Here is a 26,322-nt window from a genome sequence, read left to right on the forward strand (position 1 = left end):
ATCAGGGCGGCTCAAGCGCAAGCCTGCAATCTGCGCCACGAGCCCCGTAGCGCAGGCGCGGGCGACTCCCTATAATGCGCGCCCTATGGCTAAACAAAAGAAACACCCTCAAGGCACCATCGCGCTAAACAAAAAGGCGCTGCACGATTACTTCGTCGAACAGAAGTTCGAGGCGGGCCTCGCGTTGGCCGGCTGGGAAGTAAAGAGCCTGCGCGCCGGTAAAGCGCAACTGGTCGACAGCTACGTGCTCCTAAAAAACGACGAGGCCTGGTTGATGGGGGCTCACATCAGCCCACTGAAAACCGCCAGCACTCACGTCATCGCCGACCCAACCCGCACCCGCAAACTGCTGCTAAACCGGCGTGAGCTGGAGAAGCTGTTTGGTGCCGTGCAGCAAAAGGGCTACACCGCCGTAGCGCTGTCGCTGTACTGGAAGCAGCACCTAGTCAAGTGCGAAATTGCCCTGGCCAAGGGCAAGAAGGATTTCGACAAGCGTCACGTCGAGAAAGAGCGCGATGCCAACCGCGAAGTCCAGCGCGCCATGCGTACCAAAGGCAAGGAAGACTAGGAAGCAGCTTCAAGCTGCACGCCTTACATCCCCAACCGCCTCTGCGCGCGCGCCACTCGCTGAGCTTCGAGTTGCACTTCCGAGAGCACTTCCTGCACATAGTCGATATGCCGATTCGACAGGTCGCGTGCGTCTTCAGCACGGCCTTCGATGATCGCCTCGTATAGCGCCCGGTGCTGGTCGATCAGCATGTCGCGCGTTTCCTCGCGCTGGGCATACATGCCGCCGATATTGGTCACCACGTTGCGTTTGAGCAGATCGAATAGACCACGAATGGTGTGCAACAGCACTGCGTTGTGGCTGGCCTCGGCAATCGCTAGGTGGAAGCTGGCGTCGGCAGCGCCCTCCTCGGCACGGGTGACCTTACCCTTGCGGTTATAGCAATCCTGCAGCGCTTCGAAGGCTTCGGTCAGGCGTTGCCGGTCGATGTCGGTGGCACGCCTGGCAGCGTAATAGGCGCAGGAGCCCTCCAGCGTGTGACGAAACTCCAGCAGATCACGCTGGGCATCCACTTTATTTTCCAAAAGCTGCAGCAGCGGATCGCTGAAGGTCGAACCCAGCGACTCAGCAACATAGTTGCCACCGCCCTGACGGCTGACCAGCAACCCTTTGGCCACCAGTTTCTGGATCGCCTCACGCAGCGAAGGGCGTGAAACCCCGAACTGCTCAGCCAAGACGCGTTCGGCAGGCAGCCTCTCACCGGCGCGCAAGGTGCCTTCGAGAATCATGGTTTCCAGTTGCGCGACGATGTCATCCGATAGACGACGCTGCCGCACCGGCCCTACTTCCATTGTGCCTCTCCAGTGCGTTGAGCAGGCCCAGAGGCCCAGTCGCGCAAGCCTATAGCGCAGCCACCTGGCGAACAAGCCACCACCCTAAGACCAAAGTATTAGCGCCTCTATTTGACAGAAAATTGGCCGACTTTTAACCTGACCCCGTAATTCTGTAAATTGGTCTTACCAATTTAACCAACAAGAACAACAATCCATCGAGGTCACGCCATGACAGCCCATGTCGCTGCAAGCCTGTTCGATAACGCCTCATCCCTGCCGCGCCTAACGCGCGCTCGTGCGGAGTAACTCGCAATGTCCAACGGAATTCTCGCCTTGCTGGCGTTCTCGCCGATTCTGCTTGCCGCAGTCCTGCTGATCGGCCTGCGCTGGCCAGCCAAACACGCCATGCCGCTGGTCTACCTGGTTACCGCTGCCGTCGGCCTGTTCGCCTGGGACATGAGCCTCAATCGCGTGCTGGCCTCCACCCTGCAAGGCTTGCTGATCACCCTCGGCCTGTTGTGGATCATCTTCGGCGCCATCCTGCTGCTGAACACCCTCAAGCACTCCGGTGGCATCACCGCGATTCGCGCCGGGTTCGCCACCATCACCCCGGATCGCCGTATCCAGGCGATCATCATTGCCTGGCTGTTCGGCTGCTTCATCGAGGGAGCATCAGGCTTCGGTACACCTGCCGCTATTGCCGCACCGCTGTTGGTAGCCATCGGTTTCCCGGCCATGGCCGCCGTACTGATGGGCATGCTGGTGCAGAGCACGCCGGTATCCTTCGGTGCGGTCGGCACGCCGATCATCGTTGGCGTCAACACCGGCCTCGATACCGCCACAATCGGTCAGCACCTGGTGGAGCAAGGTTCGTCCTGGGCGCAATTCCTGCAACTGATCACCAGTGAGGTAGCAGTCATCCACGCCACCGTCGGCGTGGTCATGCCGACCATCATGGCAATGATGCTGACTCGCTTCTTCGGCGAAGAAAAAAGCTGGAAGGCTGGCCTGGCAGCACTGCCGTTTGCGATCTTCGCCGGCCTGGCCTTCGTCGTGCCGTACGTCTTCACCGGCGTGTTGCTCGGCCCGGAATTCCCATCCCTGCTGGGCGGTCTGATCGGTCTGGCCATCGTTACCAGCGCCGCGCGCGTCGGTTTCCTAGTACCGAAGAAGACCTGGGACTTCGCCCCAGCAGACCAGTGGCCGAGCGAATGGCTGGGCAGCGTCGAGATGAAGCTGGACGAGCTGACCGCCAAACCGATGAGCGCACTGCGTGCCTGGCTGCCCTATGTGCTGGTTGGCGCATTGCTGGTCATCAGCCGCGTATTCCCGCAGATGGGCAACGCGCTAAAGGCCGTGGTGGTGAACTTCCCTGACCTGCTCGGCGAAGCTGGCGTCAGCGCCAACTTCCAGCCGCTGTACCTGCCCGGTGGCATCCTGGTCGTCGTGGTGCTGGCCACCTTCTTCCTGCACGGCATGAAAGCGCGTGACCTGGGCAAAGCGGTGAAAGAATCCTCCAGCGTGCTGCTCAGCGCCGGTTTCGTGCTGCTGTTCACCGTGCCGATGGTGCGTATCCTGATCAACTCCGGGGTCAACGGCGCCGAGCTGGCCAGCATGCCAATCCTCATGGCGCGCTGGGTGGCCGACAGCGTTGGCGGCATCTATCCGCTGCTAGCACCGAGCATCGGCGCCCTGGGCGCCTTCATCGCCGGTTCCAACACCGTCAGCAACATGATGTTCAGCCAGTTCCAGTTCGGCGTCGCCAGCAGCCTGGGTATTTCCAGCGCGCTGATCGTCGCCGTCCAGGCCGTGGGCGCTGCCGCCGGCAATATGGTAGCGATTCACAACGTGGTAGCGGCTTCGGCTACCGTCGGCCTGCTCGGTCGCGAAGGCAGTACGCTGCGCAAGACCATCTGGCCGACGCTGTATTACGTGCTGTTCACCGGCATCATCGCGATGTTCGCGATCTATGTTCTAGGCGTCAGCGACCCACTGGTGGGGCGCTGAGTCTTACCCTCGCTTACGCCCCGGCCATGCCGGGGCGTAAGTCGTCAGGCTACGCTTCCTCTTTTTTAGTAACAGGATTGAGCCCATGATCATTTCTGCCTCTACCGACTATCGCGCCGCGGCCCAGCGCAAGCTGCCACCCTTCCTGTTCCATTACGTCGACGGCGGCGCTTATGCCGAGCACACCCTGCGCCGCAACGTCGCCGACCTGTCGGACATCGAATTGCGCCAGCGCGTGCTGAAGAACATGTCTGAGCTGGATCTGTCCACCGAGCTGTTCGGCGAGAGGATGTCGATGCCCGTGGGCCTGGCGCCGGTCGGTCTGACCGGCATGTTCGCCCGCCGTGGCGAAGTGCAGGCAGCCAAGGCCGCTGCCGCCAAAGGCATTCCTTTTACCCTGTCCACCGTCTCGGTCTGCCCCATCGAAGAAGTAGCACCAGCGATCAATCGGCCGATGTGGTTCCAGCTCTACGTGCTGAAAGATCGCGGCTTTATGAAAAATGCCCTGGAGCGGGCCAAGGCTGCCGGCTGCTCCACACTGGTGTTCACCGTCGACATGCCCGTGCCCGGCGCGCGCTACCGTGACGCCCACTCCGGCATGAGCGGCCCGAACGCGCCACTGCGCCGCATGCTGCAGGCCATGACCCACCCGCAGTGGGCCTGGGATGTCGGCCTGCTGGGCAAGCCGCACGACCTGGGCAACATCTCCGCTTACCGGGGCAACCCCACTGGCCTCGCCGACTACATCGGCTGGCTGGGCGCCAACTTCGACCCCTCGATCTCCTGGAAGGATCTGCAATGGATTCGTGATTTCTGGGACGGCCCTATGGTCATCAAGGGCATCCTCGACCCGCAAGACGCCCGCGATGCGGTGAGCTTTGGTGCCGACGGCATCATCGTCTCCAACCACGGCGGGCGTCAGCTCGACGGTGTGCTATCCAGCGCTCGTGCGCTACCGGCCATTGCCGACGCGGTAAAAGGTGAGTTGAAAATCCTCGCCGACTCCGGCATCCGCACCGGCCTGGATGTGGTGCGGATGCTCGCCCTCGGTGCCGACACCGTGCTGCTTGGCCGCGCCTTCGTCTACGCCCTGGCCGCTGCCGGTGGCGCGGGCGTAAGCAACCTGCTGGAGCTGATCGAGAAGGAAATGCGCGTGGCCATGGTGCTGACCGGCGCCAAGTCCATCGCCGAAATCACCTCGGATCTGCTAGTTAAGGAGCGTTGATGTCATGAATGCTGCAGTCGCCACGCCCGTTACCCGTGACGCCCTACTGGCGCAGATGCGCCAGATCGTCGGCAGCAGCCATGTGCTGACCGACGAGCAAGCCACACGGCGCTTTCGCAAGGGGCACCGCACAGGCGAAGGCAATGTACTGGCGGTGGTACGCCCAGGCTCCTTGCTGGAACAATGGCGCATTCTGCAAGCAGCCGTGGCGGCCGACCGCATCGTCATCATGCAGGCAGCCAATACCGGCCTGACCGGTGGCTCCACCCCCGACGGCGCCGACTACGACCGCGAGATCGTGCTGATCAGCACCCTGCGCATCACCGGCGTGCAACTGATCAACGATGGCCAGCAGGTGGTGTGCCTGCCCGGCGCCACCCTGGATCGCCTGGAACAGGCGCTGGCACCGCTGAACCGCGAACCGCATTCGGTGATTGGCTCGTCCTGCATCGGCGCCTCGGTGCTCGGCGGCATCTGCAACAACTCCGGCGGCGCGCTGGTGCGCCGTGGCCCGGCCTACACCGAACTGGCGCTGTATGCGCAGGTGAAGGACGACGGCTCGCTGCAGTTGGTCAATCACCTGGGGATCGAGCTGGGCAACACCCCGGAGGAAATTCTTACCCGCCTGCAGAACGGCGACTACACGCCGCAGCAGGTGCGCAACGAGGACACCGCCAAGGCCTCCGATGCCCGCTACGGCGAACACGTCCGCGATGTCGATGCCGACACCCCGGCGCGCTTCAACGCCGACCCGTCGCGCTTGTTCGAAGCTTCCGGTTCGGCCGGCAAGCTGTGCCTGTTCGCCGTGCGTCTGGACACCTTCGCGAAAGAGCCGAGCACGGTGTTCTACATCGGCAGCAACGACCCGCACGACCTCACCGAAGTGCGCCGCCACCTGCTGGCCAAGCTGCCACGCCTGCCGATTGCCGGGGAATACATCCACCGCACAGCCTTCGATATCGGCGAGAAATACGGCAAGGACACCTTTCTGGTGATCGACAAATTCGGCACCGCCAAGGTGCCGGCGGCTTTTGCCATGAAGAGCCGGGTCGACGGTTTCTTCGAGCGCTTCGGCCTGCGCGGGGTGACCGACAAGGTGATCCAGGCGCTAATGAACATGCTGCCCAGCCACCTGCCGACGCGTATGCGTGAGTACCGCGACCGCTTCGAGCATCACCTGCTGGTGCGGGTCTCCAACGACACCCTGGAGCAGACCCGCGCGTTCCTCCACGGCTACTTCAACAGCACCGCCAGCGGTGCTTATTTCGAGTGCGACGCCGAGGAGGGGCGCAAGGCCTTCCTGCATCGCTTCGCCATCGCGGGTGCTGCGATTCGCTACCGCGAGGCGCACCGCAGCCGCGTCGAGGACATCCTCGCCCTAGACATCGCCCTACGCCGCAACGACCGCGACTGGGTCGAAACGCTGCCGCAGGAGATGCAAGAACGCATCATCCACAAGCTCTACTACGGACACTTCTTCTGCCATGTGTTCCACCAGGACTACATCGTCAGAAAGGGCAATGACCCCATCGCGATGGAGCATGCCATGTGGAAACTGCTGGATGAGCGCCGTGCCGAGTATCCGGCCGAGCACAATGTCGGCCACCTTTACGTGGCCAAGCCGGAGCTGGCTGGCTTCTACCGCGAACTCGACCCGACCAATACCTTCAACCCTGGCATCGGCCATACCTCGAAGAAGAAGCATTGGGGTGGTTGCTGCTAAGGCCGCTATTACGGATGTGAGAGGCGCTTCAGCGGCGACGGTCGCGACTGAAGCCCCTCCCACAATGGTTCCGCTGCACCGTAGCCCGGATGCAATCCGGGGATACCTGACGCCCATTTCCCGGTTTTCATCCGGGCTACAAAAGCAAAGGCCCGCCAATTTGGCGGGCCTTGGTGTTTACGCAGCAAGCGATCAGGCAAAGACGATCTCGTCGCCCTCCGCCTTGGCCTTGACCTGCGCACCGGGTGCGAAGTCGCCAGCCAGGATGCGCTGTGCCAGCGGGTTCTCGATCCAGCGCTGGATCGCACGCTTGAGCGGTCGCGCCCCGTACACCGGGTCGTAGCCAACAGCGATCAGCTTGTCGAGCGCCTCCGGCGTCAGTTCCAAGCTCAGCTCACGCTCGGCCAGACGGCCACGCAGGCGCTGGAGCTGGATCTCGGCAATGCCGGCAATCTGCGCGCGGCCTAGCGGTTCGAACACCACCACCTCGTCGATACGGTTGATGAACTCGGGGCGGAAGTGGCTGCTCACCGCATCCATTACCGCTGCGCGCTGCGCTTCCTTGTCGCCGACCAGTTCCTGAATCTGCGCCGAACCGAGGTTGGAGGTCATGACGATCACGGTGTTCTTGAAGTCCACGGTGCGGCCATGGCTGTCGGTCAGGCGGCCATCCTCCAGTACCTGCAACAGCACGTTGAACACATCCGGGTGCGCCTTCTCCACCTCGTCCATCAGCACCACCGAATAAGGTTTACGGCGTACGGCTTCGGTCAGGTAGCCACCTTCCTCGTAACCGACGTAGCCGGGCGGTGCACCGATCAGGCGGGCAACGCTGTGCTTCTCCATGAATTCGGACATATCGATGCGTACCAGCGCCTCTTCGGTGTCGAAGAGGAACTCGGCCAGCGCCTTGCACAGCTCGGTCTTGCCCACGCCGGTCGGGCCGAGGAAGAGGAACGAACCGCTGGGCCGGTTCGGATCAGCCAGCCCGGCACGCGAGCGGCGCACGGCGTTGGCCACGGCGACTACCGCCTCGTCCTGACCGATTACGCGCTGATGCAGCAGGCCTTCCATCTTCAGCAGCTTCTCGCGCTCGCCTTCGAGCATCTTGCTCACCGGGATGCCCGTCCACTTGGAGACGACCTCGGCGATTTCCTCGTCGGTGACCTTGTTGCGCAGCAACTGGTTCTCACTCTTGCCGTGCTGGTCGACCATCTGCAGGCTGCGCTCCAGATCGGGGATGATGCCGTACTGCAGCTCGGCCATACGGTTCAAATCACCCTTGCGCCGCGCGGCTTCCAGCTCGGTCTTGGCCTGTTCGATGCGTTGTTGGATCTGCGCCGAACCCTGCACTTCGGCCTTTTCCGACTTCCAGATTTCGTCGAGGTCGGCGTATTCCTTCTCCAGCTTGGCGATGTCTTCTTCCAGCTTGACCAGGCGCTTCTTGGTCGCCTCGTCGTCTTCCTTCTTCAATGCCTCGCGCTCGATCTTGAGCTGGATCAACCGGCGATCCAGGCGATCGAGCTCTTCCGGCTTGGAATCGATCTCCATGCGGATGCGGCTGGCCGCCTCGTCGATCAGGTCGATAGCCTTGTCCGGCAACTGGCGGTCGGTGATGTAGCGGTGGCTGAGTTTGGCTGCAGCGATGATCGCACCGTCGGTGATGGTCACGCCGTGGTGCACTTCGTAGCGCTCTTTCAGGCCACGCAGGATGGCGATGGTGTCTTCCTCGCTCGGCTCGTCCACCAGCACCTTCTGGAAGCGGCGCTCCAGAGCGGCGTCCTTCTCGATGAATTGGCGGTACTCGTCCAGCGTGGTGGCGCCGACGCAGTGCAGCTCGCCACGGGCCAGGGCCGGTTTGAGCATGTTGCCGGCGTCCATGGCACCTTCGCCCTTGCCGGCGCCGACCATGGTGTGCAACTCGTCGATGAACAGGATGATGCGCCCTTCCTGCTTGGACAGCTCGTTGAGCACGGCCTTCAGGCGCTCCTCGAACTCGCCACGGAACTTGGCGCCGGCGATCAGCGAGCCCATGTCCAGCGACAGCAGACGCTTATCCTTGAGGCCATCAGGTACCTCGCCATTGATAATGCGCTGGGCCAGGCCCTCGGCGATGGCGGTCTTGCCCACGCCTGGCTCGCCGATCAGCACCGGGTTGTTCTTGGTGCGGCGCTGCAGCACCTGGATGGTGCGGCGAATCTCGTCATCACGGCCAATCACCGGGTCGAGCTTGCCTTCTTCAGCACGCTTGGTCAGGTCGACGGTGTACTTGTCCAGCGCCTGGCGCGACTCCTCGACGTTGGGGTCATTCACTGCCTGTCCGCCGCGCAGGTTGGCGATGGCATTCTCCAGGGCTTTCCTGGATACGCCCTGGCCGAGCAGCAGCTTGCCCAGTTTGGTGTTCTCGTCCATGGCGGCGAGCAGCACCAGTTCGCTGGAAATGAACTGGTCGCCCTTCTGCTGCGCCAGACGGTCGGCCTGGTTGAGCAGGCGCGCCAGATCCTGCGACAGATTGATGTCGCCGGTGGGGTTCTGCAATTTGCCGAGCTGATCCAGCTCGCGAGTCATGCCCTGACGCAGGCTGTTGATATCGAAGCCAACCTGCATCAGCAGGGGTTTGATAGAACCGCCCTGCTGTTCGAGCAATGCCTGCATCAGGTGCAGCGGTTCGATGGCGGCGTGATCCATACCCACGGCCAGAGATTGGGCGTCGGAGAGCGCAAGTTGCAGTTTGCTGGTCAAACGATCGATACGCATAAATGTCCTTCCTCCTGAATGGCGAGCCGGGACAACTTCCCCGAAAAAAGAAGCTCGCCGAGATGCAGACTAGATAAGGACGATTACGCCGTATTCAAGATAGCGCGACTTGATCCAAGTCAAGCCTGGCTATGGCCCCAGGTCCGGCAAGCACTTGCTGCTTGGGTGGGGCCTGTCGGAGCCATGGCAGCAGAGTCTTGATGCGGCTCTGCTGTCGGCATTCAGAGCCCGAGGGCCTTTTCGATAGCCTGGATCACGGCCGGATCATCCGGCGTGGTGCGCGGGGAGAAACGCGCCAGCACGCGACCGTCCTGGCCGACCAGAAACTTCTCGAAGTTCCAGGTGATGTCGCCCGGAAACTCAGCACCCTCACCGGCCAGCAAACGATAAAGAGGATGGCGACCTGGGCCATTGACCTCCAACTTGCTTCCCAGGGGGAAGGTAACGCCATAGTTGAGGCTGCAGAACGAGCGGATCTCATCCTCACTGCCCGGTTCCTGGCCGGCGAACTGGTTGCACGGCACACCCAGTACGGTAAAGCCGTTGCCCTTGTACTGCTGGTAAAGCTTTTCCAGGCCAGCGTACTGAGGCGTTAGGCCGCATTTCGACGCGACATTGACCACCAGCACCACTTGCCCTTTGTAGGGCGCTAACGGCAGTTCCTGGCCGTCCAGCGCACGCAAATTGAGATCGTGAAAGGCACTCATGACGAACCTCCTCTAAAGCAAGGCCAAAGCCGCCCTGCCAGTTGCAATGCATGAAAAAGGCGCCCTGGGGCGCCTTAATCGCATGATTGAGCTTAGCAGCGGTTCGCTCGAAAAGAACGACCGCAAGTCGCCTCGCCTCAATCAGTGGTGATGACCACCTTCGCCATGGATGTGGCCGTGGGCCACTTCTTCCTGGCTGGCATCACGCACGTTGACCACTTTGACCTTGAAGTTCAGGCGCTGGCCAGCCAGCGGGTGGTTGCCGTCTACGGTCACATCGTCGCCGTCGATATCGCGGATGGTGACGATCTGCATGCTGCCATCCGGGCCCGATGCGTGGAACTGCATGCCGACTTCCAGGGTGTCGACGCCTTCGAACATGGCGCGGCTCAGAGTGGCAACCAGCTCAGCGCTGTATTCACCATAGGCTTCTTCGGGTTCGACGGCGACTTCAAGTTCGTCACCAGCCTGCTTGCCGACCAGCGCTTTCTCCAGGCCGACGATGATGTTACCAGCGCCATGCAGGTACACCAGCGGCGCGCCGCCAGCGGAGCTGTCGATCACCTCGCCGGCATCGTTGGTCAGGGTATAGTCGATGGAGACGGCCTTGTTAGCGGCGATCAGCATGGGGAGACCTTTTGCGAAAGAGAAATGAACGGTCAAGTCTAACCAAGGCTGGCCATGATTGCGACCCAAGCGCGGATAAACGGGCAGCACGGCTCATTGATTTTCGTCAGGACGAACACGACGATTGGGTGGCAGTCTTATCCTGCGGTCATACTCAGCACCTCAGGCATCAGCCACCCTGGCAGAATCGCCCCTGGGTGCTCGACGCCAGACAACGCCAGGCCAAACTCGGTAGCCACTTCGCCTGTGGCTGGTGCAAACAGGGCAATGATGACCGCCAGACTCAAGACAACAAGGAAGCCTAAATGCCGGCACGCAATATCCTGGTAATCAACTGCGGCAGTTCCTCGATCAAGTTCGCCCTGGTCAATGAAGCGCAAGACAGCTTTCTCCTCAGCGGCCTGGCCGAACGCCTAGGCAGCCCGGAAGCCGTGCTGCACTGGCAGCAGCAGGCACACCGCGACAGCCTGGCGCTGCCAGATGCCGACCACCGCCAGGCGCTGGCGCACCTGCTGCCGATCGTGCAGCAGGCAGCAGCGGGGGAACTGCATGGCATCGGCCACCGCGTAGTGCATGGCGGCGAGCACTTCTCCGGGGCCTGTCGCCTGGATGCAGCCAGTCTGCAAGCCATTCACCAGATCGCCCCCTTGGCGCCCCTGCACAACCCCGCCAACCTGCAGGGCATTGAGGCCGCGATGAAGCTGTTCCCTGATCTGGTACACGTTGCCGTGTTCGATACGGCCTTCCACCAAAGCCTGCCCGAACATGCCTACCGTTACGCCGTACCGCAGGCACTGTACCGCGAGCACGGAGTGCGCCGCTATGGGTTCCACGGCACCAGCCATCGCTATGTCAGCCATAAAGCAGCGCAGATGAGTGGCCTGGCGGTCGAGGCCAGCAGTTGGCTGGTGGCGCACCTGGGCAATGGCAGCTCCACCTGCGCCGTAGAAAACGGCCACAGCCGTGACACCAGCATGGGCCTGACGCCACTGGAAGGCTTGGTCATGGGCACGCGCAGCGGTGACGTCGACCCCAACCTGCACAGCCACCTGGCCCGCACCCTGGGCTGGAACCTGGAGCAGATCGACGCCATGCTCAACAAAGACAGCGGCTTGCTCGGTCTGTCCGGTCTGTCCAATGACATGCGGACACTGGAACAGGCGCGCGAGCAAGGGCATGTCGGCGCCACCCTGGCCATCGAAGTGTTCTGCTACCGCCTGGCCAAATCGCTGGCGGCAATGAGCTGCGCCCTGCGGCAGTTGGATGGCCTGATATTCACTGGCGGCATCGGCGAAAACTCGGCACTGATTCGCAGCAAGACCCTCGACCACCTCGGTCTGCTCGGCCTGAAACTCGACGCAGAGGCCAATGCCCGCTGCATACGTGGTGTTGCAGGTGCCATTAACGCCGCAGGTCACCTACGCGTGCTGGTCGTACCGACCAACGAAGAACGGCAGATTGCCCTCGACACCCTGGGCTTGCTCGACATCTGACTACCGGCGCGTGCCGCGCACGCCGCCAACTGGGAGACACCATGCATACCTTTTTCATCGCCCCCACCGGTTTCGGTGTCGGCCTGACCTCAATCAGCCTGGGCCTGGTCGGCGCACTGGAGCGTAGCGGCCTGAAGGTCGGGTTCTTCAAACCCATCGCTCAACCGCATGCTGGCGATCTCGGGCCTGAGCGCTCCAGCGAGCTGATCGCCCGCACCCATGGTTTGCACTCGCCTAAGCCGCTGTCGCTAAACCACGTCGAACGCATGCTCGGCGACGGGCAACTGGATGAATTGCTGGAGGAAATCATCAGCCTCTACCAGCAAGCCGCCGCCGACAAGGACGTCGTCATCGTCGAAGGCATGGTGCCCACTCGCCATGCCAGCTATGCCGCGCGGGTCAACTTCCACCTGGCCAAGAGCCTGGATGCCGACGTGATTCTGGTCAGCGCGCCGGAAGACGAGAGCCTGAACGAGCTGTCGGATCGCATCGATATCCAGGCCCAGCAATTCGGTGGGCCGAAAGACCCCAAAGTGCTCGGCGTGATCCTCAACAAGGTGCGCAGCGAAGACGGTATCGCCGCCTTCACCGAACGCCTGGGCGAGCTGTCGCCGCTGCTCAAGAGCGGTGACTTTCGCCTGCTCGGTTGCATTCCCTGGCGCGACGAGCTGAACGCGCCCCGCACCAAGGACATCGCCGAACTGCTCGGTGCGCGCATCCTCAATGCCGGCGACTACGAACAACGGCGCATGAACAAGATCGTGCTGTGCGCCCGCGCCGTGGCCAACAGCGTGCAGTTGCTCAAGCCCGGCACACTGGTGGTAACACCCGGTGACCGTGACGACATCATCCTCTCCGCCAGCCTGGCGGCGATGAATGGCGTGCCCCTGGCCGGCCTGCTGCTGTGCAGCGATTTCGCCCCCGACCCACGCATCATGGAACTGTGCCAAGGCGCCCTAGCCAGCGGCCTGCCTGTAATGACGGTAAGCACCGGCTCCTACGACACCGCCACCAACCTCAACCGGATGAACAAGGAAATCCCGGTGGATGACCGCGAGCGTGCGCAGAAGGTCTCCGATTTCGTTGCTGGGCACATCGACCATGACTGGTTGGCCAACCGCTGCGACACGCCACGTGAACTGCGCCTATCACCACCGGCGTTCCGTTATCAGTTGGTGCAACGGGCCAAAGCCGCCGCCAAGCGCATCGTCTTGCCCGAGGGCAGCGAACCACGCACCGTACAGGCCGCCGCCATCTGCCAGGCCCGTGGTATCGCCCGCTGCATACTGCTGGCCAAGCCGGACGATGTGCATGCGGTGGCGCGTGCACAAGGCATCGAATTACCGCCGGGGCTGGAAATTCTCGACCCAGATCTGATTCGCGGGCGCTACGTCGAACCGATGGTTGAACTACGCAAAGGCAAGGGCCTCAACGCCCCGATGGCCGAAGCGCAACTGGAAGACACCGTGGTCCTGGGCACCATGATGCTCGCCCTGGACGAGGTGGATGGCCTGGTGTCCGGCGCCGTCCACACCACTGCCAACACCATTCGCCCGGCGCTGCAGTTGATCAAGACCGCACCAGGTTACAACCTGGTGTCGTCGGTGTTCTTCATGCTGCTGCCAGATCAAGTGCTGGTCTACGGCGATTGCGCGGTGAACCCAGACCCTGACGCCGAACAACTGGCCGAGATTGCTCTGCAAAGCGCGGCATCCGCTCAGGCTTTCGGAATCGCGCCGCGCGTGGCCATGCTCAGCTATTCCACTGGCGACTCCGGCAGCGGCGAGGAAGTGGAGAAGGTCCGCGCCGCCACCCGTATTGCCCGAGGGAAGAACCCGGATCTGCCGCTCGACGGCCCACTGCAATATGACGCGGCCGCGATCGAGAGCGTCGGCAGGCAGAAGGCGCCCAACAGCCCGGTGGCCGGACGCGCCACGGTGTTCGTGTTCCCCGACCTGAATACCGGTAACACCACCTACAAAGCCGTACAGCGCAGTGCCGACTGCATCAGCGTCGGCCCGATGCTGCAAGGTCTGCGCAAACCGGTGAACGACCTGTCACGCGGCGCCCTGGTCGACGATATCGTCTACACCATCGCCCTGACGGCAATCCAGGCCGCCAACCTGCCGGCCTGAAGCCAAACCGGCCGACGCCTGCAACCTGGCGTCGGCTGGCAATCGACTCTGGTATCTGGCGCAAGACCGCCTGAGGCGCGGCATCAAGCATTCGTCAGGTGGCAATCGCTGAAACTATTTGGTCAATACTGGCACTTGCAGGTCAGTGCACAACCGTTAACCTTGGCGCCCGAAACAGCTTGCAGCAGGGACTGCCGCAGCACCTCAAAGCGCCACGGGCCTCAGAACGCCTGGGCGCGCCACCTCCCTGGAGATGTTCGTCCGATGCTGCACTTCCTGCCTGCCCCGCTGCGCGGCCTGTTCGCAAGCCTGATGCTGGCACTCAATACGCTATTTTGGTGCTGGCCACTGTTCACCATCGCCCTGCTCAAACTCTTACTGCCATTCGCACCGATTCAGCGCGCACTGCGCTTTCTCATGCATGGCATCGCCGAGAGCTGGATTGGCTTCAACAAATTCTGGATGCGCCTGGTCGGCCGCATCGAATGGGACGTACAGGGGCTCGAACGCTTCGATACCCGGCACTCCTATCTGGTCACCAGCAACCACCAGAGCTGGGTGGACATCCTCGTGCTGCAGTACCAATTGAATCGACGCATGCCATTGCTGAAATTCTTCCTCAAGCAGGAGCTGATCTGGGTGCCGGTGATCGGCCTGTGCTGGTGGGCGCTGGAATTTCCGTTCATGAAGCGCTTCAGCAAGGAGTACCTGGCCAAGTACCCGGAGAAACGCGGGCAGGATCTGGCCACCACGCGCAAGGCTTGCGCCCGCTACAAGACCAATCCGGTCGCGGTATTCAACTTTCTGGAAGGCACCCGTCTGACAGCCGCCAAGCATGCGCAACAACAATCGCCTTTCAAGCATCTGCTCAAGCCCAAGGCTGGCGGCATTGCCTTCGTCCTCGATGCCATGGGCGAACAGTTGCATAGCATCGTCAATGTCACCATCCACTACCCGCATGGCATCCCCGGCTTTTGGGATCTGCTCTGCGGCCGACTAGATGCGGTGCAGATGCGCTTCAAGCAGGTGGATATCCCGAGAGACTTCATCGGTCGTAACTACGACCAGGACGAGGCCTACAAACAGGCATTTCAGGCCTGGGTCAACCAGCTCTGGCAAGACAAGGATGCCGAGCTGCAAGCCATGCAGCGCAGCGCCTAAGCCACTCAAGGCTCAGGTATCAGGTCGACTTGCCGGACCTCGGCAATGGCAGGCCGTTCCAGTCCAGCACCGTCGGTACCTGCAGGGCCTCCTGTGCAGCAATGCCCGGCGCGACCAGAAAGCCCTGCATCACCGAGCACTGATGCTGAGTCAGCCATTCGCGCTGGGCCTGGGTTTCAACACCCTCGGCGATAACCTCCAGGCCCAGATGATGGCCCAGATCGATGATGGTGCTGACCACAGCGGCATCGCGTGGCGAATCGAGCATATTGGCGATAAACAGCCGATCTATCTTCAGGGTGTCGAGTTCGAAATGGCGCAAGTAGGCCAGCGACGAATAACCCGTTCCAAAATCATCGATGGCGACCTTCACTCCAAGTTCACGCAGGTGGCGCAACTGTGACTGCGTCAGTTGTAGATCCTGCATCAATGCACTCTCGGTAACCTCAACCTCCAACTGGCTAGGTTTCAGGCCAAAGTGCTCTAGCACGCGCTGCAGATCCGGCACCAGTTGCGGCATTCCGAACTGCACCGGGCTGACGTTCAGACTCAACACCACGTCGGGGCCAAACTGAGCCCGAAAATCCAGCAATTGCCCCGCCCCCTCGCGGAAAATCCACTCGCCCAGGCGATTGATCAGGCGTGTTTCTTCAAGCAGAGGAATGAACACATTAGGCGCCACCATGCCGGCCACCTTGTGCTGCCAACGCAGCAATGCCTCAAACCCACGCAGACGCCCACTGCCGAGATACACCTGTGGCTGGTAAACCAAGACGAAATCATCATTTTCGATGGCGTGACGCAAGCTCTCTTCGAGCATCAGCCGTGAGCGCGCACGGCCATTCATCTCCGGCGAGAAGAAGCGATATTGCTGCCGCCCGGCCCGTTTGGCCTCGTACATGGCCATGTCAGCGGCCCGCAACAAGCCTTCGACACTCTGCCCGCACTCGGGGAAACAGGCGATCCCGACGCTGGCCCCCAAGGTGAAGTCAACGCCGTCGAGGTTATGCCGTATCGAAATCAGCTCGATGAGTTTCTCGGCAATCTTGGCGGCATCCTCCGGGTGACCGAGATTGTCCAGCAAGGCAGTAAATTCATCGCCTCCGATGCGCGCCAGGCTGTCGTAGGGGCGCAAACAGGCTTTGAGCTGCTCCCCCACTCGACGCAGCAACTGATCGCCAAAATCGTGGCCGAGGGAATCGTTGATGCGCTTGAAACCGTCCAAATCCAGATACAACACGGCCAGGCGCTGACCATTGCGTTCAATGCGCGCCAGTGCCGATTCCAATGCCTGATGAAAGCCACGCCGATTGAGCAGGCCGGTCAGCGAATCGGTAACCGCCTGCGACTCAAGCTGAGCATGCAGGTTACGCACGACGGACATATCCAACGCAATGACCACCATGGCCTGCTGCTGGCGCGGCAGCGGTGAGCTGGACAACGCCACCGGCAAACAACCACCCTTGAACGTGCGCAACGCGGCTTCGTGTATTCGGTAAGTCTCTGCGCGCTTGAAGTGCTGATAAAACTCCGACTGCTGCCAGCCGCCCTCGAACACTGGCTCCTTGAGAAACGACAACAACTGGGAGCCTTCCAGATCGGCAACCTCGCCCTCAAGCATTCGCGCCATGGCAGGGTTGGCGAACTGAATGACACCGTCTTCTGCAACCACCAGAATGCCTTCAGCCGCATTGGCCAACACCGAGGCGTTGAAGGCCCGCGCACGATCGAGTTGATGGGCGAGATACTGCAGCTCACTGCGATCGCGCTCATGCTCAAGCAGACTTTGAATCTTATGGCGCAACACCGACGAGTCGAACGGTTTGAGTACAAAATCCACCGCGCCAGTGCTGTAGCCACGCAACACAGCATCATGCGTCTGGGCGATCGCCGAAACGAAGATGATCGGCGTCAGCCGTGTACGTGGATTGCCACGCATCAGCCGCGCCACCTCGAATCCGTCCATGCCCGGCATCTGCACATCCAACAACACCAGCCCAACATCCTCTTCCAGCAGGCAACGCAGCGCCTCCTCGCCGGAATTGGCACAACGCAACTGCCAATCGCCGTCCTCCAGCAACGCCTGCATGGCTTCTAGATTTTCAGCACGATCATCGACCACCAGCAGAATTTGCTTGGCGGCTACGGCGGAGGTCTTGCTTTGCGCCTGGGCCATTATCGCTCCTCTATCCCTCTGCCCTTATACGGGCGGCCTCTGCATTCAGGTTAGATCATCGTTGCCTGCTGCTGCGGGCGGCATACCTAACCAGCGCTCCATCAGCGCCAGCAGTTCATCACGCATGACCGGTTTGGCCATGTAGTCATCAGCCCCCGCGGTAATGCATTTCTCGCGATCGCCCTTCATGGCATGGGCCGTTAGAGCGATGATCGGGATAGCGCAGCCGTGCTCTTGCTTGAGCAAGCGCGTCGCGGTGTAGCCGTCCATATTTGGCATAGCCATATCCATCAAAATCAGATCGAAGGGCTCACGCTGAAAAGCGGCGATGGCTTCAAGGCCATCCTTTGCCGAACTGACACGCATACCCGCCTCGTCAAGCAAGGCCGTCAGGGCATATACATTGCGTATATCGTCGTCTACCAGCAGGATGCGCTGACCGTGCAAGACGTTGTGCACGTCGTTACGACCTGGTGCATGCACATCGCCGAGAAAGCCTTGCACCGCTCGACACAAGGCCTCGGTATCGCCACCCTCTTTGCGAACGACCACGGCACTGTAGCGGCGCAGAAGCTGCCGGGCCTGCTGAGTGACATCCACCCCGGTGTTGATGACCACTCGCGTGCCCTGCAGCGTACGGATATGACTGAGGCGCTCAAGCAAGACGAAACCATCCTGCTCGGGCAAATCCAGGTCAATCACCAGTGCGCAGAAATCCCCCTGCGCATAAGCCGTGCAAGCCTCTTCGGCACTCGCACAAGCCATGACCTCGAAGCCCAAGCGTGCAAGCTCCTCACGATAGTGCTCACGCTCAACCTCAACGTCCTCCACCAACAACAGGCGCTTATCAGCCCGCTGCTCGTGCTGCAGTTCGAGAAATACCTGCTCCAGCTCATCGCGGCCAATAGGCTTGACCAGATAGCGCGTACCATCGTCGTTCCAGCCCGCGGGCTCAGGCACGCAAGAAATGATGTGCACCGGCGTATGGCGATGGCTGGGCTGCGAACGCAAACGTCTGAACAACTGCCAGCCGCTGATATCCGGCAGCAAAATGTCGAGAATCACGGCATTGAAGGCCTCATGCTGCAGCAGTCCCAGAGCCTGCAGCCCGGTGCGGCAGTGAACACTGGAGAAACCATGAGCGTGAGCCTCTTCAGTCATCACTGCCGCAAAGTTGATATCGTCCTCGACGATCAATAACGGCGGCCCCTCACCAGCCCTGAGCGGGCCCTCAACAGGGGCATCGGCGACGTTCGGCACGGTCTGCACCGGTAGTCGAACAGTGAACGTCGCACCCTGCCCCGGCAGGCTTTGCAAACTGATATCGCCATCGAGCGCCAACACCAGTTGACGCGTAATGGCCAACCCCAGGCCAGTACCACCGAAACGGCGACTGGTAGAGCCATCAATCTGCTGGAAGGCTTGGAACACCAGTTCATGCTGAGACGGATCGATACCGATACCGGTATCACGAACACTGAAGCACAGCAGCTCGCGTCCATCTTCGAGCTTTTCCTGGCATCCGACGGTGAGCGTAACCTCGCCCTGGTCAGTAAATTTCAAGGCATTGGATAGCAAGTTGCGCAAGATCTGGTGCAAACGCACACGATCGGTGTGCACCACCCTCGGCGTACCTGCCTCCAATTGGGTGTGCAAACGCAACCCCTTGAGTTCAGCCATAGGCCGCAGACTGGCATCCAACTCGATTAGCACATCCTGAATATTGACCGGCTCCAGCTTGAGCTGCACACGTCCAGACTCGACCTTGGACAGGTCAAGCACATCGTTGATCAACTGCAGCAGATCGCTGCCAGCCCGGTGCACGATGTCGGCATGCTTGGTTTGCTTTTCCGTTAGGTTGCCAGCCAGGTTTTGCCGCAATTGGTCGCTGAGGATAAGAATGCTGTTGAGCGGCGTACGCAACTCATGCGACATGTTGGCGAGAAATTCCGATTTATAGCGATTGGCGAGCAACAGTTGCTCAGCCTGCTCACGCAATTTCTGCTCGGCAGCCTTGCGCTCGCTGATGTCGATGATCACCGCCTGCACCAAGTTTTCATCGCCACTACGAATGGGCGAAAGGCCCACCTCCAATGGGATCATGCGCCCATCGCGGTGCTGGCCGAACAGTTCGCGGTTGCCGCCCATACGCCGCGGCTCGGGCATGGCCTGATACCCCCGACGTAGCCCGACGTGGCTGCCACGCTGCGCGCTCGGCAAAAGCAGCTCGACCGGTTCACCCAGCAGAGCCTGACGCTCGTAACCGAACATCTGCTCGGTCTGGCGGTTGACCATGGCGATCCGCCCCAAGCCATCGACCAACACAATGGCATTAGGCGAGGCCTCAACCACCAGACGAAAGCGCTCTTCAGCGACCTTGCGCGCGCGCAGATCGACCAGGTTGAGCAGGCAGCCATTGCCCTCATGCAGACTGCTAATACTGAGCGTGACGGGAATGCTGTCACCGCGCAGGGTGCGAACCACTCGTTCCTCAGTTTCACTCAACTGGTGCAAGTCACTGGCTGACTCGACACCCGGCAGCACGCGCTGCACCGATTCCCCAATCAGGCCCTGCACGGGGCAATCAAGCAATTCCGCCGCACTGCGATTGGCGATTTCGATACGTCCGGCGTCGTTGCACAGCAGGGTCGCCACCGGCAAACGCTCGATCAACATTCGGAAGCGCTCCTCGCGCTCCTGCAACGCCTCGGTTACAAGCTGGCTTGCATGCTGCTTGCGCGCACGCTGAAAGATGTACCCACCAACCATCAAGGCCAACAAGAAACTAGCCAGCAGCCCAACCCAAAGGTTGACCGAACTAACGTCCTGGCTCAACGCGGCATGCTCATACTCAAGCGTACCCACCACATCCAGCCCCCATGTTCGACCATAGAGCGAAAGCTCCTGATAGCTGACGAACAATGGCGAAGCGGAGCCGCTGGCTCGCCCCATGTTCAGCAAAGGGCTGTCGACTGACTGCAAATCCCGTAGAGAGACCTCGAACTTGCGGTTCTGCTGGCCAAGAATCCCGTCGATCAAGTCATTACTGCGAAAGGCGCCATGTACCATGCCAATCAGAGCATCGCGGCGTTGCTCGACCGTATTTAACGGCATCCCAGCGCGAAACACAGGCAAAAAGAGTAATAGCCCATGCTGGGGATTCACCTCGGTTTCCTGGCGCAGCACAACCGGAGGGCTAAGGCTGGCGTCTCCCGTCTCGATGGCCCGTTCAATGGTGGCTTTGCGTACGCTCTCACTGAGCATGTCGAAACCAAGCGCACGGCGGTTACGCCAGTCCAATGGACTGATGTAACCGACAAACAGGTGGGGTGGGTGGGCATCCTCGGGAAACAACTGAAAGCCCGCAAGATGGCGCGCCTGCATCTCGTCGCGAAACGTCTCGAACTCGCTGGCACGGATATAACGAGACCAAGCAACGGCCTGAATACCGGGATAACGATCCTGCAATTGCAACTGATCGAGCGCCCGATCCCACTCAGCAGGCGAGAGCTCATTGCTGCCAACCATCAGCCCGGATACGCCACGCAGCACCATCTCATAGGCCTGCATTCGCGCTAGAACACGCAAGCCAATATCACTGGCCTCAAGCTGAAAACGGTGCTGGCGATCCTCGATCAGGCGCTGATAAGCAGCCTGGCTCTGCCAGAACAACAACCCACCCAAGATCAACATGAGCGCAAGCGCCACCGCAACGGGCAGCCAAGGTTTGGGGGGCTGGACTACGCGGTCGTCCATTCATCGTCCCTCGGTCATCCAAAACCATCGCGCAGCAATCGTGCACGAACGTCACAAAACCACTACGGGTAGTCTAGTCAGGTTTTCGATGACTGGCCTTTTGCCAGAAGAGATACGACAGACGGCTGGAAAGCCTCCGAGTTACGGAGGCTTGAGCAAGGCTCAGAGTGGGCGCAAGTTGATTTCGACGCGGCGATTCTGCGCACGGCCAGCGTCCGTGGCATTACTGGCGATAGGCTGGCTGGAGGCAGCGCCATAAGCTGAAATACGTTGGGCAGGAACCCCGTTGCCGCTCAGGTAATCAGCAACACTCTGAGCACGACGCTGCGACAAGCTTTCATTGAGCGCTTGCGAGCCGGTGCTATCGGTATGACCAACGATGTTCACGCCGTTCTTGTCGAACTCCTTGAACACCAACACCAGCGAGTTGAGCGTCGGGTAGAAGCTGCTGGAAATATCCGCCGAATTGCTGGCGAAGGTGATATTGCCAGGCATGATCAACTTCAGATCATTACCGTTGCGCTGAACCTGCACGCCTGTGCCTTGCAAGGTCTGGCGCAATTTGGCTTCCTGAGTGTCGACGTAATAGCCATATCCGCCACCGGCAGCGCCACCGACGGCAGCACCAATCAAGGCGCCTTTGGCGCGATCCTTCTTACTCGAGGTGGCGGCCCCTATCACGGCTCCAGTCGCTGCGCCGATACCACCATAGATACCGGCTTTGCCCGCCTGACTTTCACCGGTGTAGGGGTTGGTGGTGCAGCCGACCAGCACGGCCATGACTGCAGTTGCTGCAGCCAGATTACGCCAGATCTTCATGGGAATGTCCTTAAAATGCTTGGGATTTCAGGCAATAAGCCGATGACTTCGAGCCAAGACTGAAGCTCGAAGTTCCCAATAAGTCTAGCCCATGCAGGTAAAGCAAACTGACTGCTGGTAATCACTGCACGCCAGGCAGAGGTCGTAGCGTCACCTCAACACGGCGATTTTGTGCCCGCCCATCCACCGTATCGTTACTCGCCACCGGCTGATCCGGCCCCATACCACGGGTACTCATACGACTCGGATCAACCCCCTGGGCCAGCAGATAATCGGCAACACCCTGCGCACGGCGCTGAGACAAATCCATGTTGTAGGCATGCGAGCCCGTGCTGTCCGTATGGCCAACCACCTCGATGCTGTTCTGGTTGTATTGGCGCAAGGAATTAGCCAAATCGTTCAGCGGCTTGTAGAAACTACTGGATATCTGCGCCGAGTCAGTCGCGAAGGTGATGTTGCCAGGCATGACCAACTGGATCACATCGCCCTGGCGCTGCACCTCAACGCCGGTACCCTGCATGCTACGGCGCAGCTCCGCTTCTTGTTTATCGGCGTAGTAGCCATAACCCGCCGCAGCGGCGCCAGCCACCGCTGCACCGATCAAGGCGCCCTTGCCACGGTTGTCATGATTGATCAGTGCGCCAGCGGCGGCACCAGCCAATGCACCGAGCCCGCCGTAAGTGGCAGTTCGGTTGGACGTTGGCCCACTCTGGTCATAAGGATTCTGCGAAGCACAACCGGAGATCAACAGCGCGGACGCGCACAGAGCGATGAAACTCAAACGAAACATATCAGCATCTCGAGGTGGCGACGGAATAATGGCCTTTTGAACGCGCCCCTGACGTTTAGTGCCGCGTCAGGCCCGAATAAAAGGGTTCTCGCGCATTTCATCACCCAGTCGCGTGTCAGGCCCATGACCGGTTACCACAGTGGCGTCCTCGTCGAGGCGATAAAGACGCTGCTTGATCGATCGCTCGATGGTTGCGTAGTCCCCGCCCCACAAGTCCGTACGACCAATACCGCGACGGAACAAGGTGTCACCGGCAATCAACAGCTTAGCCTCGGCAAACCAGAAACTCATCGAACCGGGCGTATGGCCAGGGGTATGCAACGCCACGCCACATCCACACGCCAGCTCTTCATCATCGGCCAGCCAACGATCCGGCGCAGGCACTGGCGTGTAAGGCACACCAAACATGCTGCACTGCATTTCCAGATTGTCCCAAAGAAACTGGTCATCCTTGTGCAGGTGCAGTGTTGCACCGGTCTTCTCTTTCATTTGCCCGGAGGCAAGAAAATGATCCAGATGCGCGTGGGTGTGAATGATGCTCACCACCTTCAACCCGTGAGCCTCCAGCCGCGCCATGATCAAATCTGGATTACCGCCAGGATCAACCACGATAGCGGCCTTGGTAAGCGGGTCACCAATAATGGTGCAGTTGCACTGCAAAGGCCCGACAGGGAATGTTTCACGAATTAGCGCGGGTTTTGCGGCTTGCATTGGGTATTCCTCGAAAAAGCTGTCGCACCAAGACGCGGCACAGATACGGCCCATCTCATCAGCAGGTGCATTCTGGGCGTCAAGGATGACGCCTGCCGACATTGACGTTCAACAACTCGGCGCGAGATAAGCATCGGGATGACTCTGGATTCACTCCAGCAGCCCAAGCACCTTGGCACGGGCAACAGCCTGGGTGCGCCGCTCCACCCCTAGCTTGCTATTGATGTGGCGTGCGTGAGTCTTGACCGTATGCAGCGAGATGAACAGGCGCTCGCTGATCTGCTGATTCGAGCAACCGCGTGCAATCAACTGCAATACGGCCAGCTCACGGCTACTGAGCTTCTCGGCCGGGGCGCTCACCTCCGAGGCATGCTCAGGTGTTGCCTCACACGGCAGACGCGCCAATAAGGCATCTCGCACAGGCCCTGGCGGATGCTCGCGCAACTGGCTTGCCAACCAGTGCGGCTGGTGTTGCAGCAACTCTTCGAACGGCAGCAAAGCTCCACCTTGGGCAGACTCCAGGCAGGCGCCGAGGTAATGCTGCGCCTCACGGGCATTACCGGTTTGGTGCAGCAACAACGCCAGTTGTCCTTGCGCCATCATGCCGACCAACTGCCCGCCCATAGGCTGAGCATGCTGCACCAGGGCGCGCAAGCGTCGCTCAGCAGCCCCCAGATCACCCTGCAGGCGCTCCAGCGCCGCGACTTGTAATTCGATATGCAGAACCAATTGCGGGTGAAACTCCGGCGCGGTGGTACGCCCCTGGGCACCGTAGGTAGCCTCTAGTTGCGGTAGCCACGCGGCTGCCAGCTCAACCTGCCCCTGGCGTAACCACAACTCGCACTTGATCAAGGTGACCATGGCCAGATAGTAGATCGCCGGGACATCCCATACGTGCATCAGCCGCTCCACCTCTCCCAACAACGCAAATGCTTCGGCGCTACGCCCGTTGCGGCCTTCCAAGCTGGCCATCACACAGTAGCCCATCAACACGCCGACATCGCGACAGCTCCGGGCTTCAGCAACGCCTCGCTGCAGGTGTTCACGGGCAGCGTCAGACTGCAGGCAAAGACTATGCAGATACCCCTCATAGATCTGCAAACGCGCCCGTACCGAGTAACTGCGCTGAGCCGATAGCCCTCGCAGGCCATGCAGGCCCTGATGCACCTCATCCAGAGCGCGCTGCACTTCGCCCCGCGCCTGCAGAACCCGTGCTCGTTCGTAACGGGCAATAGCCTCGAACAACGGGTTACCGACACGCTGCGCCAGCTCCAGAGCATCACGATTAAGCCCACGAGCACGCCACAGGTCTGCACGCACCACAGCCAGATTAGCCAGGTTGGCCAAGCACATGAAAAGCGGCCCATAGCGATCGCTAGTCAAACCCGACAGCGCCTCACTGGCCTGCCGTTCGGCACGCTCACCCTCGCCGCGCCCGCGCGCGATCATGCCGTCCAGCGCCTGCCACTGCGCCAGCAGGCTGCGCTGCGTCATGGGATCGGCGGCAGGCAGGAAGCGCCCGAGCTGATCGAGCAGCTCCTGCGCAGCATCCAACTGGCAAGCCAGGGCCAACGCCCAGCCATAGAGCAAGATCAACCGCGGCGAACTGGCCAGCAGGCTGTCCGGCAGGTTGGTTTTCCAACGCAGCAGCATGGCAATGTTTTGCTCGGCCAATAGCTGCTCTTCGGACAAGCTCTGCACCAGGCTAGCAGCCACGTCGGTCTGCCCAGCCAACAACGCCTGCTCTATCGATGCATCGAGCAGCCCCTGAGCCGCGAACCAGCGACAAGCTCGCAGATGTGCACCTGCGCGGCCATGTCCGGTGGCCTCATGCTGGCGCGCGTTGAGCAAATCGGAGAACAGGTGGTGATAGCGAAACCAGCGTCCCTGCTCATCCAGCGGGACAAGGAATACCTGATTAGCCTGAAGCTGACGAATGATCGCCGCACTGTCATGGCTGTCACGTACGGCATCGCACAGTTCAGCGCAGAAGCGCTCCAGACAGGCCGTATCCAACAGGAACTGCTGCACGTCGCTCGGCTGGCGCTCGATGACTTCTTCAAGCAAATAATCGCGAATCAGACCCTCGCCACCATGCAGCGGCATCGGCTCACAAGAAGCGCTCGAACAGTCATCACGCGCCAGTAGCCAGAGACGCAACCCCGCCACCCAGCCCTCACTATGCTGCAGGATGGCGGCGACCTGTTGCCGTTCGAAACACGCCCCCTGACTGGCCAGCAAGGCGCTCAACTCATCACGGGTCAAGCGTAAGTCCTGCTCGCTAAGTTCCAGCAATTGCCGCGACAGACGCAGGCGCGCCAGGTGCCAGTCCGGTCGCTGACGGCTGGTCACCAGTACGACAATGCCTGGCGGCAAGTGGTTGAGGAGAAACTGCAGACTGCGATCCAGTACGGCGCCCTGCGCCAGATGGTAGTCATCAAGCACCAGCAGCAGAGGTTGAGTGTCATCCTGAACCTGGGCCAGTTCGTCCAGCAGGCCGTCGAGCCACTGCTCGAAGGCGAACGGCTGATGCCGCTGGCGCATTTTCAGTAGCCCCAGCGCCTCGCCCCCCAGCCCTGGGTAGAGCTGCTGTAATCCCAACAGCAAGCGCTCAAGGAAACGCCCAGGATCGCGCTCACGCTCGCTCAGGCCCAGCCAGAGGCTATGCCAGTGATGGGGAAGATGCTCGCAGAACTCGATGGCCAATGAGCTTTTGCCAAACCCGGCTGGCGCACAGACCAGCAACAGACGTCCCTGCAAACCAGCCGCAAGGCGCTCACACAAGCGAGGCCGCGGCACGTAACCGGCAGGCAAAGGCGGACGATAGAATCGCGCCTCCAGCGGCGTGGCCGGGGAATATGGGAGTCCAGGCAAGCGTGAAAGGTCTGTCATCG

At 60.9% G+C, this 26,322-nt stretch carries 18 protein-coding genes; 8 read left to right on the forward strand and 10 right to left on the reverse strand.

Annotated elements, in window-relative coordinates:
- Window positions 1–85 precede the first annotated feature (85 nt).
- Window positions 86–568, forward strand: coding sequence for an SsrA-binding protein SmpB (gene smpB / locus AERO9A_RS19180; RefSeq protein ID WP_159973503.1), 483 nt, complete (start codon window positions 86–88; stop codon window positions 566–568).
- Window positions 569–591: 23 nt separating this feature from the next.
- Here the strand turns inward: smpB and AERO9A_RS19185 are convergent, their stop codons facing one another.
- On the reverse strand, window positions 592–1,359 hold the full coding sequence (locus tag AERO9A_RS19185; protein ID WP_159973504.1) for an FCD domain-containing protein: 768 nt from the start codon (window positions 1,357–1,359) through the stop codon (window positions 592–594).
- 294 nt (window positions 1,360–1,653) lie between these two features.
- Between AERO9A_RS19185 and AERO9A_RS19190 the strand changes: the two genes are divergently transcribed.
- From AERO9A_RS19190 to dld, 3 genes are all read left to right on the forward strand, one after another.
- The gene (locus AERO9A_RS19190; RefSeq protein WP_159973505.1) at window positions 1,654–3,348 is read left to right on the forward strand and encodes an L-lactate permease; all 1,695 of its coding nucleotides are present in this window, start codon (window positions 1,654–1,656) and stop codon (window positions 3,346–3,348) included.
- 85 nt (window positions 3,349–3,433) lie between these two features.
- Complete coding sequence (lldD, locus tag AERO9A_RS19195) at window positions 3,434–4,573, forward strand: FMN-dependent L-lactate dehydrogenase LldD (RefSeq protein ID WP_159973506.1); 1,140 nt, start codon at window positions 3,434–3,436, stop codon at window positions 4,571–4,573.
- A gap of 4 nt (window positions 4,574–4,577) precedes the next feature.
- Window positions 4,578–6,296 (forward strand): D-lactate dehydrogenase, encoded by a 1,719-nt coding sequence (dld, locus tag AERO9A_RS19200; protein WP_159973507.1) that lies wholly within the window; start codon window positions 4,578–4,580, stop codon window positions 6,294–6,296.
- A 192-nt stretch (window positions 6,297–6,488) separates the two neighbouring features.
- Here dld and clpB read toward each other — a convergent pair whose 3' ends face one another.
- The 3 genes from clpB to AERO9A_RS19215 all read right to left on the reverse strand — a co-directional run bounded on the left by clpB (window position 6,489) and on the right by AERO9A_RS19215 (window position 10,387).
- Window positions 6,489–9,053: an ATP-dependent chaperone ClpB gene (clpB, locus tag AERO9A_RS19205; RefSeq protein ID WP_159973508.1), complete on the reverse strand. Its 2,565-nt coding sequence runs from the start codon at window positions 9,051–9,053 to the stop codon at window positions 6,489–6,491.
- Between the two features lie 221 nt (window positions 9,054–9,274).
- Window positions 9,275–9,760: a glutathione peroxidase gene (locus tag AERO9A_RS19210; RefSeq protein WP_159973509.1), complete on the reverse strand. Its 486-nt coding sequence runs from the start codon at window positions 9,758–9,760 to the stop codon at window positions 9,275–9,277.
- Window positions 9,761–9,901: 141 nt separating this feature from the next.
- Window positions 9,902–10,387 (reverse strand): peptidylprolyl isomerase, encoded by a 486-nt coding sequence (locus AERO9A_RS19215; RefSeq protein ID WP_159973510.1) that lies wholly within the window; start codon window positions 10,385–10,387, stop codon window positions 9,902–9,904.
- Between the two features lie 11 nt (window positions 10,388–10,398).
- On the opposite strand from AERO9A_RS19215, the gene AERO9A_RS22650 reads away from it, so the two are divergent.
- The 4 genes from AERO9A_RS22650 (at window position 10,399) to AERO9A_RS19235 (ending at window position 15,176) form a co-directional block, all read left to right on the forward strand.
- Window positions 10,399–10,692: a DUF3565 domain-containing protein gene (locus AERO9A_RS22650; protein WP_159973511.1), complete on the forward strand. Its 294-nt coding sequence runs from the start codon at window positions 10,399–10,401 to the stop codon at window positions 10,690–10,692.
- The gene (locus AERO9A_RS19225) at window positions 10,693–11,880 is read left to right on the forward strand and encodes an acetate kinase (RefSeq protein WP_159973512.1); all 1,188 of its coding nucleotides are present in this window, start codon (window positions 10,693–10,695) and stop codon (window positions 11,878–11,880) included. It begins immediately after the preceding gene.
- Window positions 11,881–11,921: 41 nt separating this feature from the next.
- Window positions 11,922–14,015 (forward strand): phosphate acetyltransferase, encoded by a 2,094-nt coding sequence (gene pta, locus AERO9A_RS19230; RefSeq protein ID WP_159973513.1) that lies wholly within the window; start codon window positions 11,922–11,924, stop codon window positions 14,013–14,015.
- 264 nt (window positions 14,016–14,279) lie between these two features.
- Window positions 14,280–15,176 carry an acyltransferase gene (locus AERO9A_RS19235; RefSeq protein WP_159973514.1) on the forward strand — a complete coding sequence of 299 codons (897 nt, stop codon included), beginning with the start codon at window positions 14,280–14,282 and terminating at the stop codon, window positions 15,174–15,176.
- A gap of 19 nt (window positions 15,177–15,195) precedes the next feature.
- Here the strand turns inward: AERO9A_RS19235 and AERO9A_RS19240 are convergent, their stop codons facing one another.
- The 6 genes from AERO9A_RS19240 to AERO9A_RS19265 all read right to left on the reverse strand — a co-directional run bounded on the left by AERO9A_RS19240 (window position 15,196) and on the right by AERO9A_RS19265 (window position 26,320).
- The gene (locus AERO9A_RS19240; RefSeq protein ID WP_159973515.1) at window positions 15,196–17,352 is read right to left on the reverse strand and encodes a bifunctional diguanylate cyclase/phosphodiesterase; all 2,157 of its coding nucleotides are present in this window, start codon (window positions 17,350–17,352) and stop codon (window positions 15,196–15,198) included.
- Window positions 17,353–17,397: 45 nt separating this feature from the next.
- The gene (locus tag AERO9A_RS19245) at window positions 17,398–21,108 is read right to left on the reverse strand and encodes a response regulator (RefSeq protein WP_159973516.1); all 3,711 of its coding nucleotides are present in this window, start codon (window positions 21,106–21,108) and stop codon (window positions 17,398–17,400) included.
- Window positions 21,109–21,270: 162 nt separating this feature from the next.
- On the reverse strand, window positions 21,271–21,927 hold the full coding sequence (locus AERO9A_RS19250) for an OmpA family protein (protein ID WP_159973517.1): 657 nt from the start codon (window positions 21,925–21,927) through the stop codon (window positions 21,271–21,273).
- Between the two features lie 121 nt (window positions 21,928–22,048).
- Entirely contained in the window at window positions 22,049–22,717 is a 669-nt protein-coding gene (locus tag AERO9A_RS19255) for an OmpA family protein (RefSeq protein ID WP_159973518.1), read from the reverse strand.
- Between the two features lie 66 nt (window positions 22,718–22,783).
- Window positions 22,784–23,428: an MBL fold metallo-hydrolase gene (locus AERO9A_RS19260; protein ID WP_159974106.1), complete on the reverse strand. Its 645-nt coding sequence runs from the start codon at window positions 23,426–23,428 to the stop codon at window positions 22,784–22,786.
- Window positions 23,429–23,578: 150 nt separating this feature from the next.
- Entirely contained in the window at window positions 23,579–26,320 is a 2,742-nt protein-coding gene (locus tag AERO9A_RS19265; RefSeq protein WP_159973519.1) for a LuxR C-terminal-related transcriptional regulator, read from the reverse strand.
- Window positions 26,321–26,322: the final 2 nt, after the last annotated feature.

It is taken from the genome of Pseudomonas sp. 8Z (assembly GCF_902506535.1).
In the GTDB taxonomy this organism is placed as follows: Bacteria; Pseudomonadota; Gammaproteobacteria; order Pseudomonadales; family Pseudomonadaceae; genus Aquipseudomonas.

Bases quoted from the DNA above. Each gene is read 5' to 3' on its own strand.
- AERO9A_RS19240 (WP_159973515.1), bottom strand. From the start codon at position 17,352: ATGGCCCAGGCGCAAAGCAAGACCTCCGCCGTAGCCGCCAAGCAAATT.
- AERO9A_RS19235 (WP_159973514.1), top strand. From the start codon at position 14,280: ATGCTGCACTTCCTGCCTGCCCCGCTGCGCGGCCTGTTCGCAAGCCTG.
- AERO9A_RS19255 (WP_159973518.1), bottom strand. From the start codon at position 22,717: ATGTTTCGTTTGAGTTTCATCGCTCTGTGCGCGTCCGCGCTGTTGATC.
- AERO9A_RS19185 (WP_159973504.1), bottom strand. From the start codon at position 1,359: ATGGAAGTAGGGCCGGTGCGGCAGCGTCGTCTATCGGATGACATCGTC.
- lldD (WP_159973506.1), top strand. From the start codon at position 3,434: ATGATCATTTCTGCCTCTACCGACTATCGCGCCGCGGCCCAGCGCAAG.
- AERO9A_RS19215 (WP_159973510.1), bottom strand. From the start codon at position 10,387: ATGCTGATCGCCGCTAACAAGGCCGTCTCCATCGACTATACCCTGACC.
- dld (WP_159973507.1), top strand. From the start codon at position 4,578: ATGAATGCTGCAGTCGCCACGCCCGTTACCCGTGACGCCCTACTGGCG.
- AERO9A_RS19265 (WP_159973519.1), bottom strand. From the start codon at position 26,320: ATGACAGACCTTTCACGCTTGCCTGGACTCCCATATTCCCCGGCCACG.
- pta (WP_159973513.1), top strand. From the start codon at position 11,922: ATGCATACCTTTTTCATCGCCCCCACCGGTTTCGGTGTCGGCCTGACC.
- AERO9A_RS19210 (WP_159973509.1), bottom strand. From the start codon at position 9,760: ATGAGTGCCTTTCACGATCTCAATTTGCGTGCGCTGGACGGCCAGGAA.
- AERO9A_RS19245 (WP_159973516.1), bottom strand. From the start codon at position 21,108: ATGGACGACCGCGTAGTCCAGCCCCCCAAACCTTGGCTGCCCGTTGCG.
- AERO9A_RS19190 (WP_159973505.1), top strand. From the start codon at position 1,654: ATGTCCAACGGAATTCTCGCCTTGCTGGCGTTCTCGCCGATTCTGCTT.
- clpB (WP_159973508.1), bottom strand. From the start codon at position 9,053: ATGCGTATCGATCGTTTGACCAGCAAACTGCAACTTGCGCTCTCCGAC.
- AERO9A_RS19250 (WP_159973517.1), bottom strand. From the start codon at position 21,927: ATGAAGATCTGGCGTAATCTGGCTGCAGCAACTGCAGTCATGGCCGTG.
- smpB (WP_159973503.1), top strand. From the start codon at position 86: ATGGCTAAACAAAAGAAACACCCTCAAGGCACCATCGCGCTAAACAAA.
- AERO9A_RS19260 (WP_159974106.1), bottom strand. From the start codon at position 23,428: ATGCAAGCCGCAAAACCCGCGCTAATTCGTGAAACATTCCCTGTCGGG.
- AERO9A_RS19225 (WP_159973512.1), top strand. From the start codon at position 10,693: ATGCCGGCACGCAATATCCTGGTAATCAACTGCGGCAGTTCCTCGATC.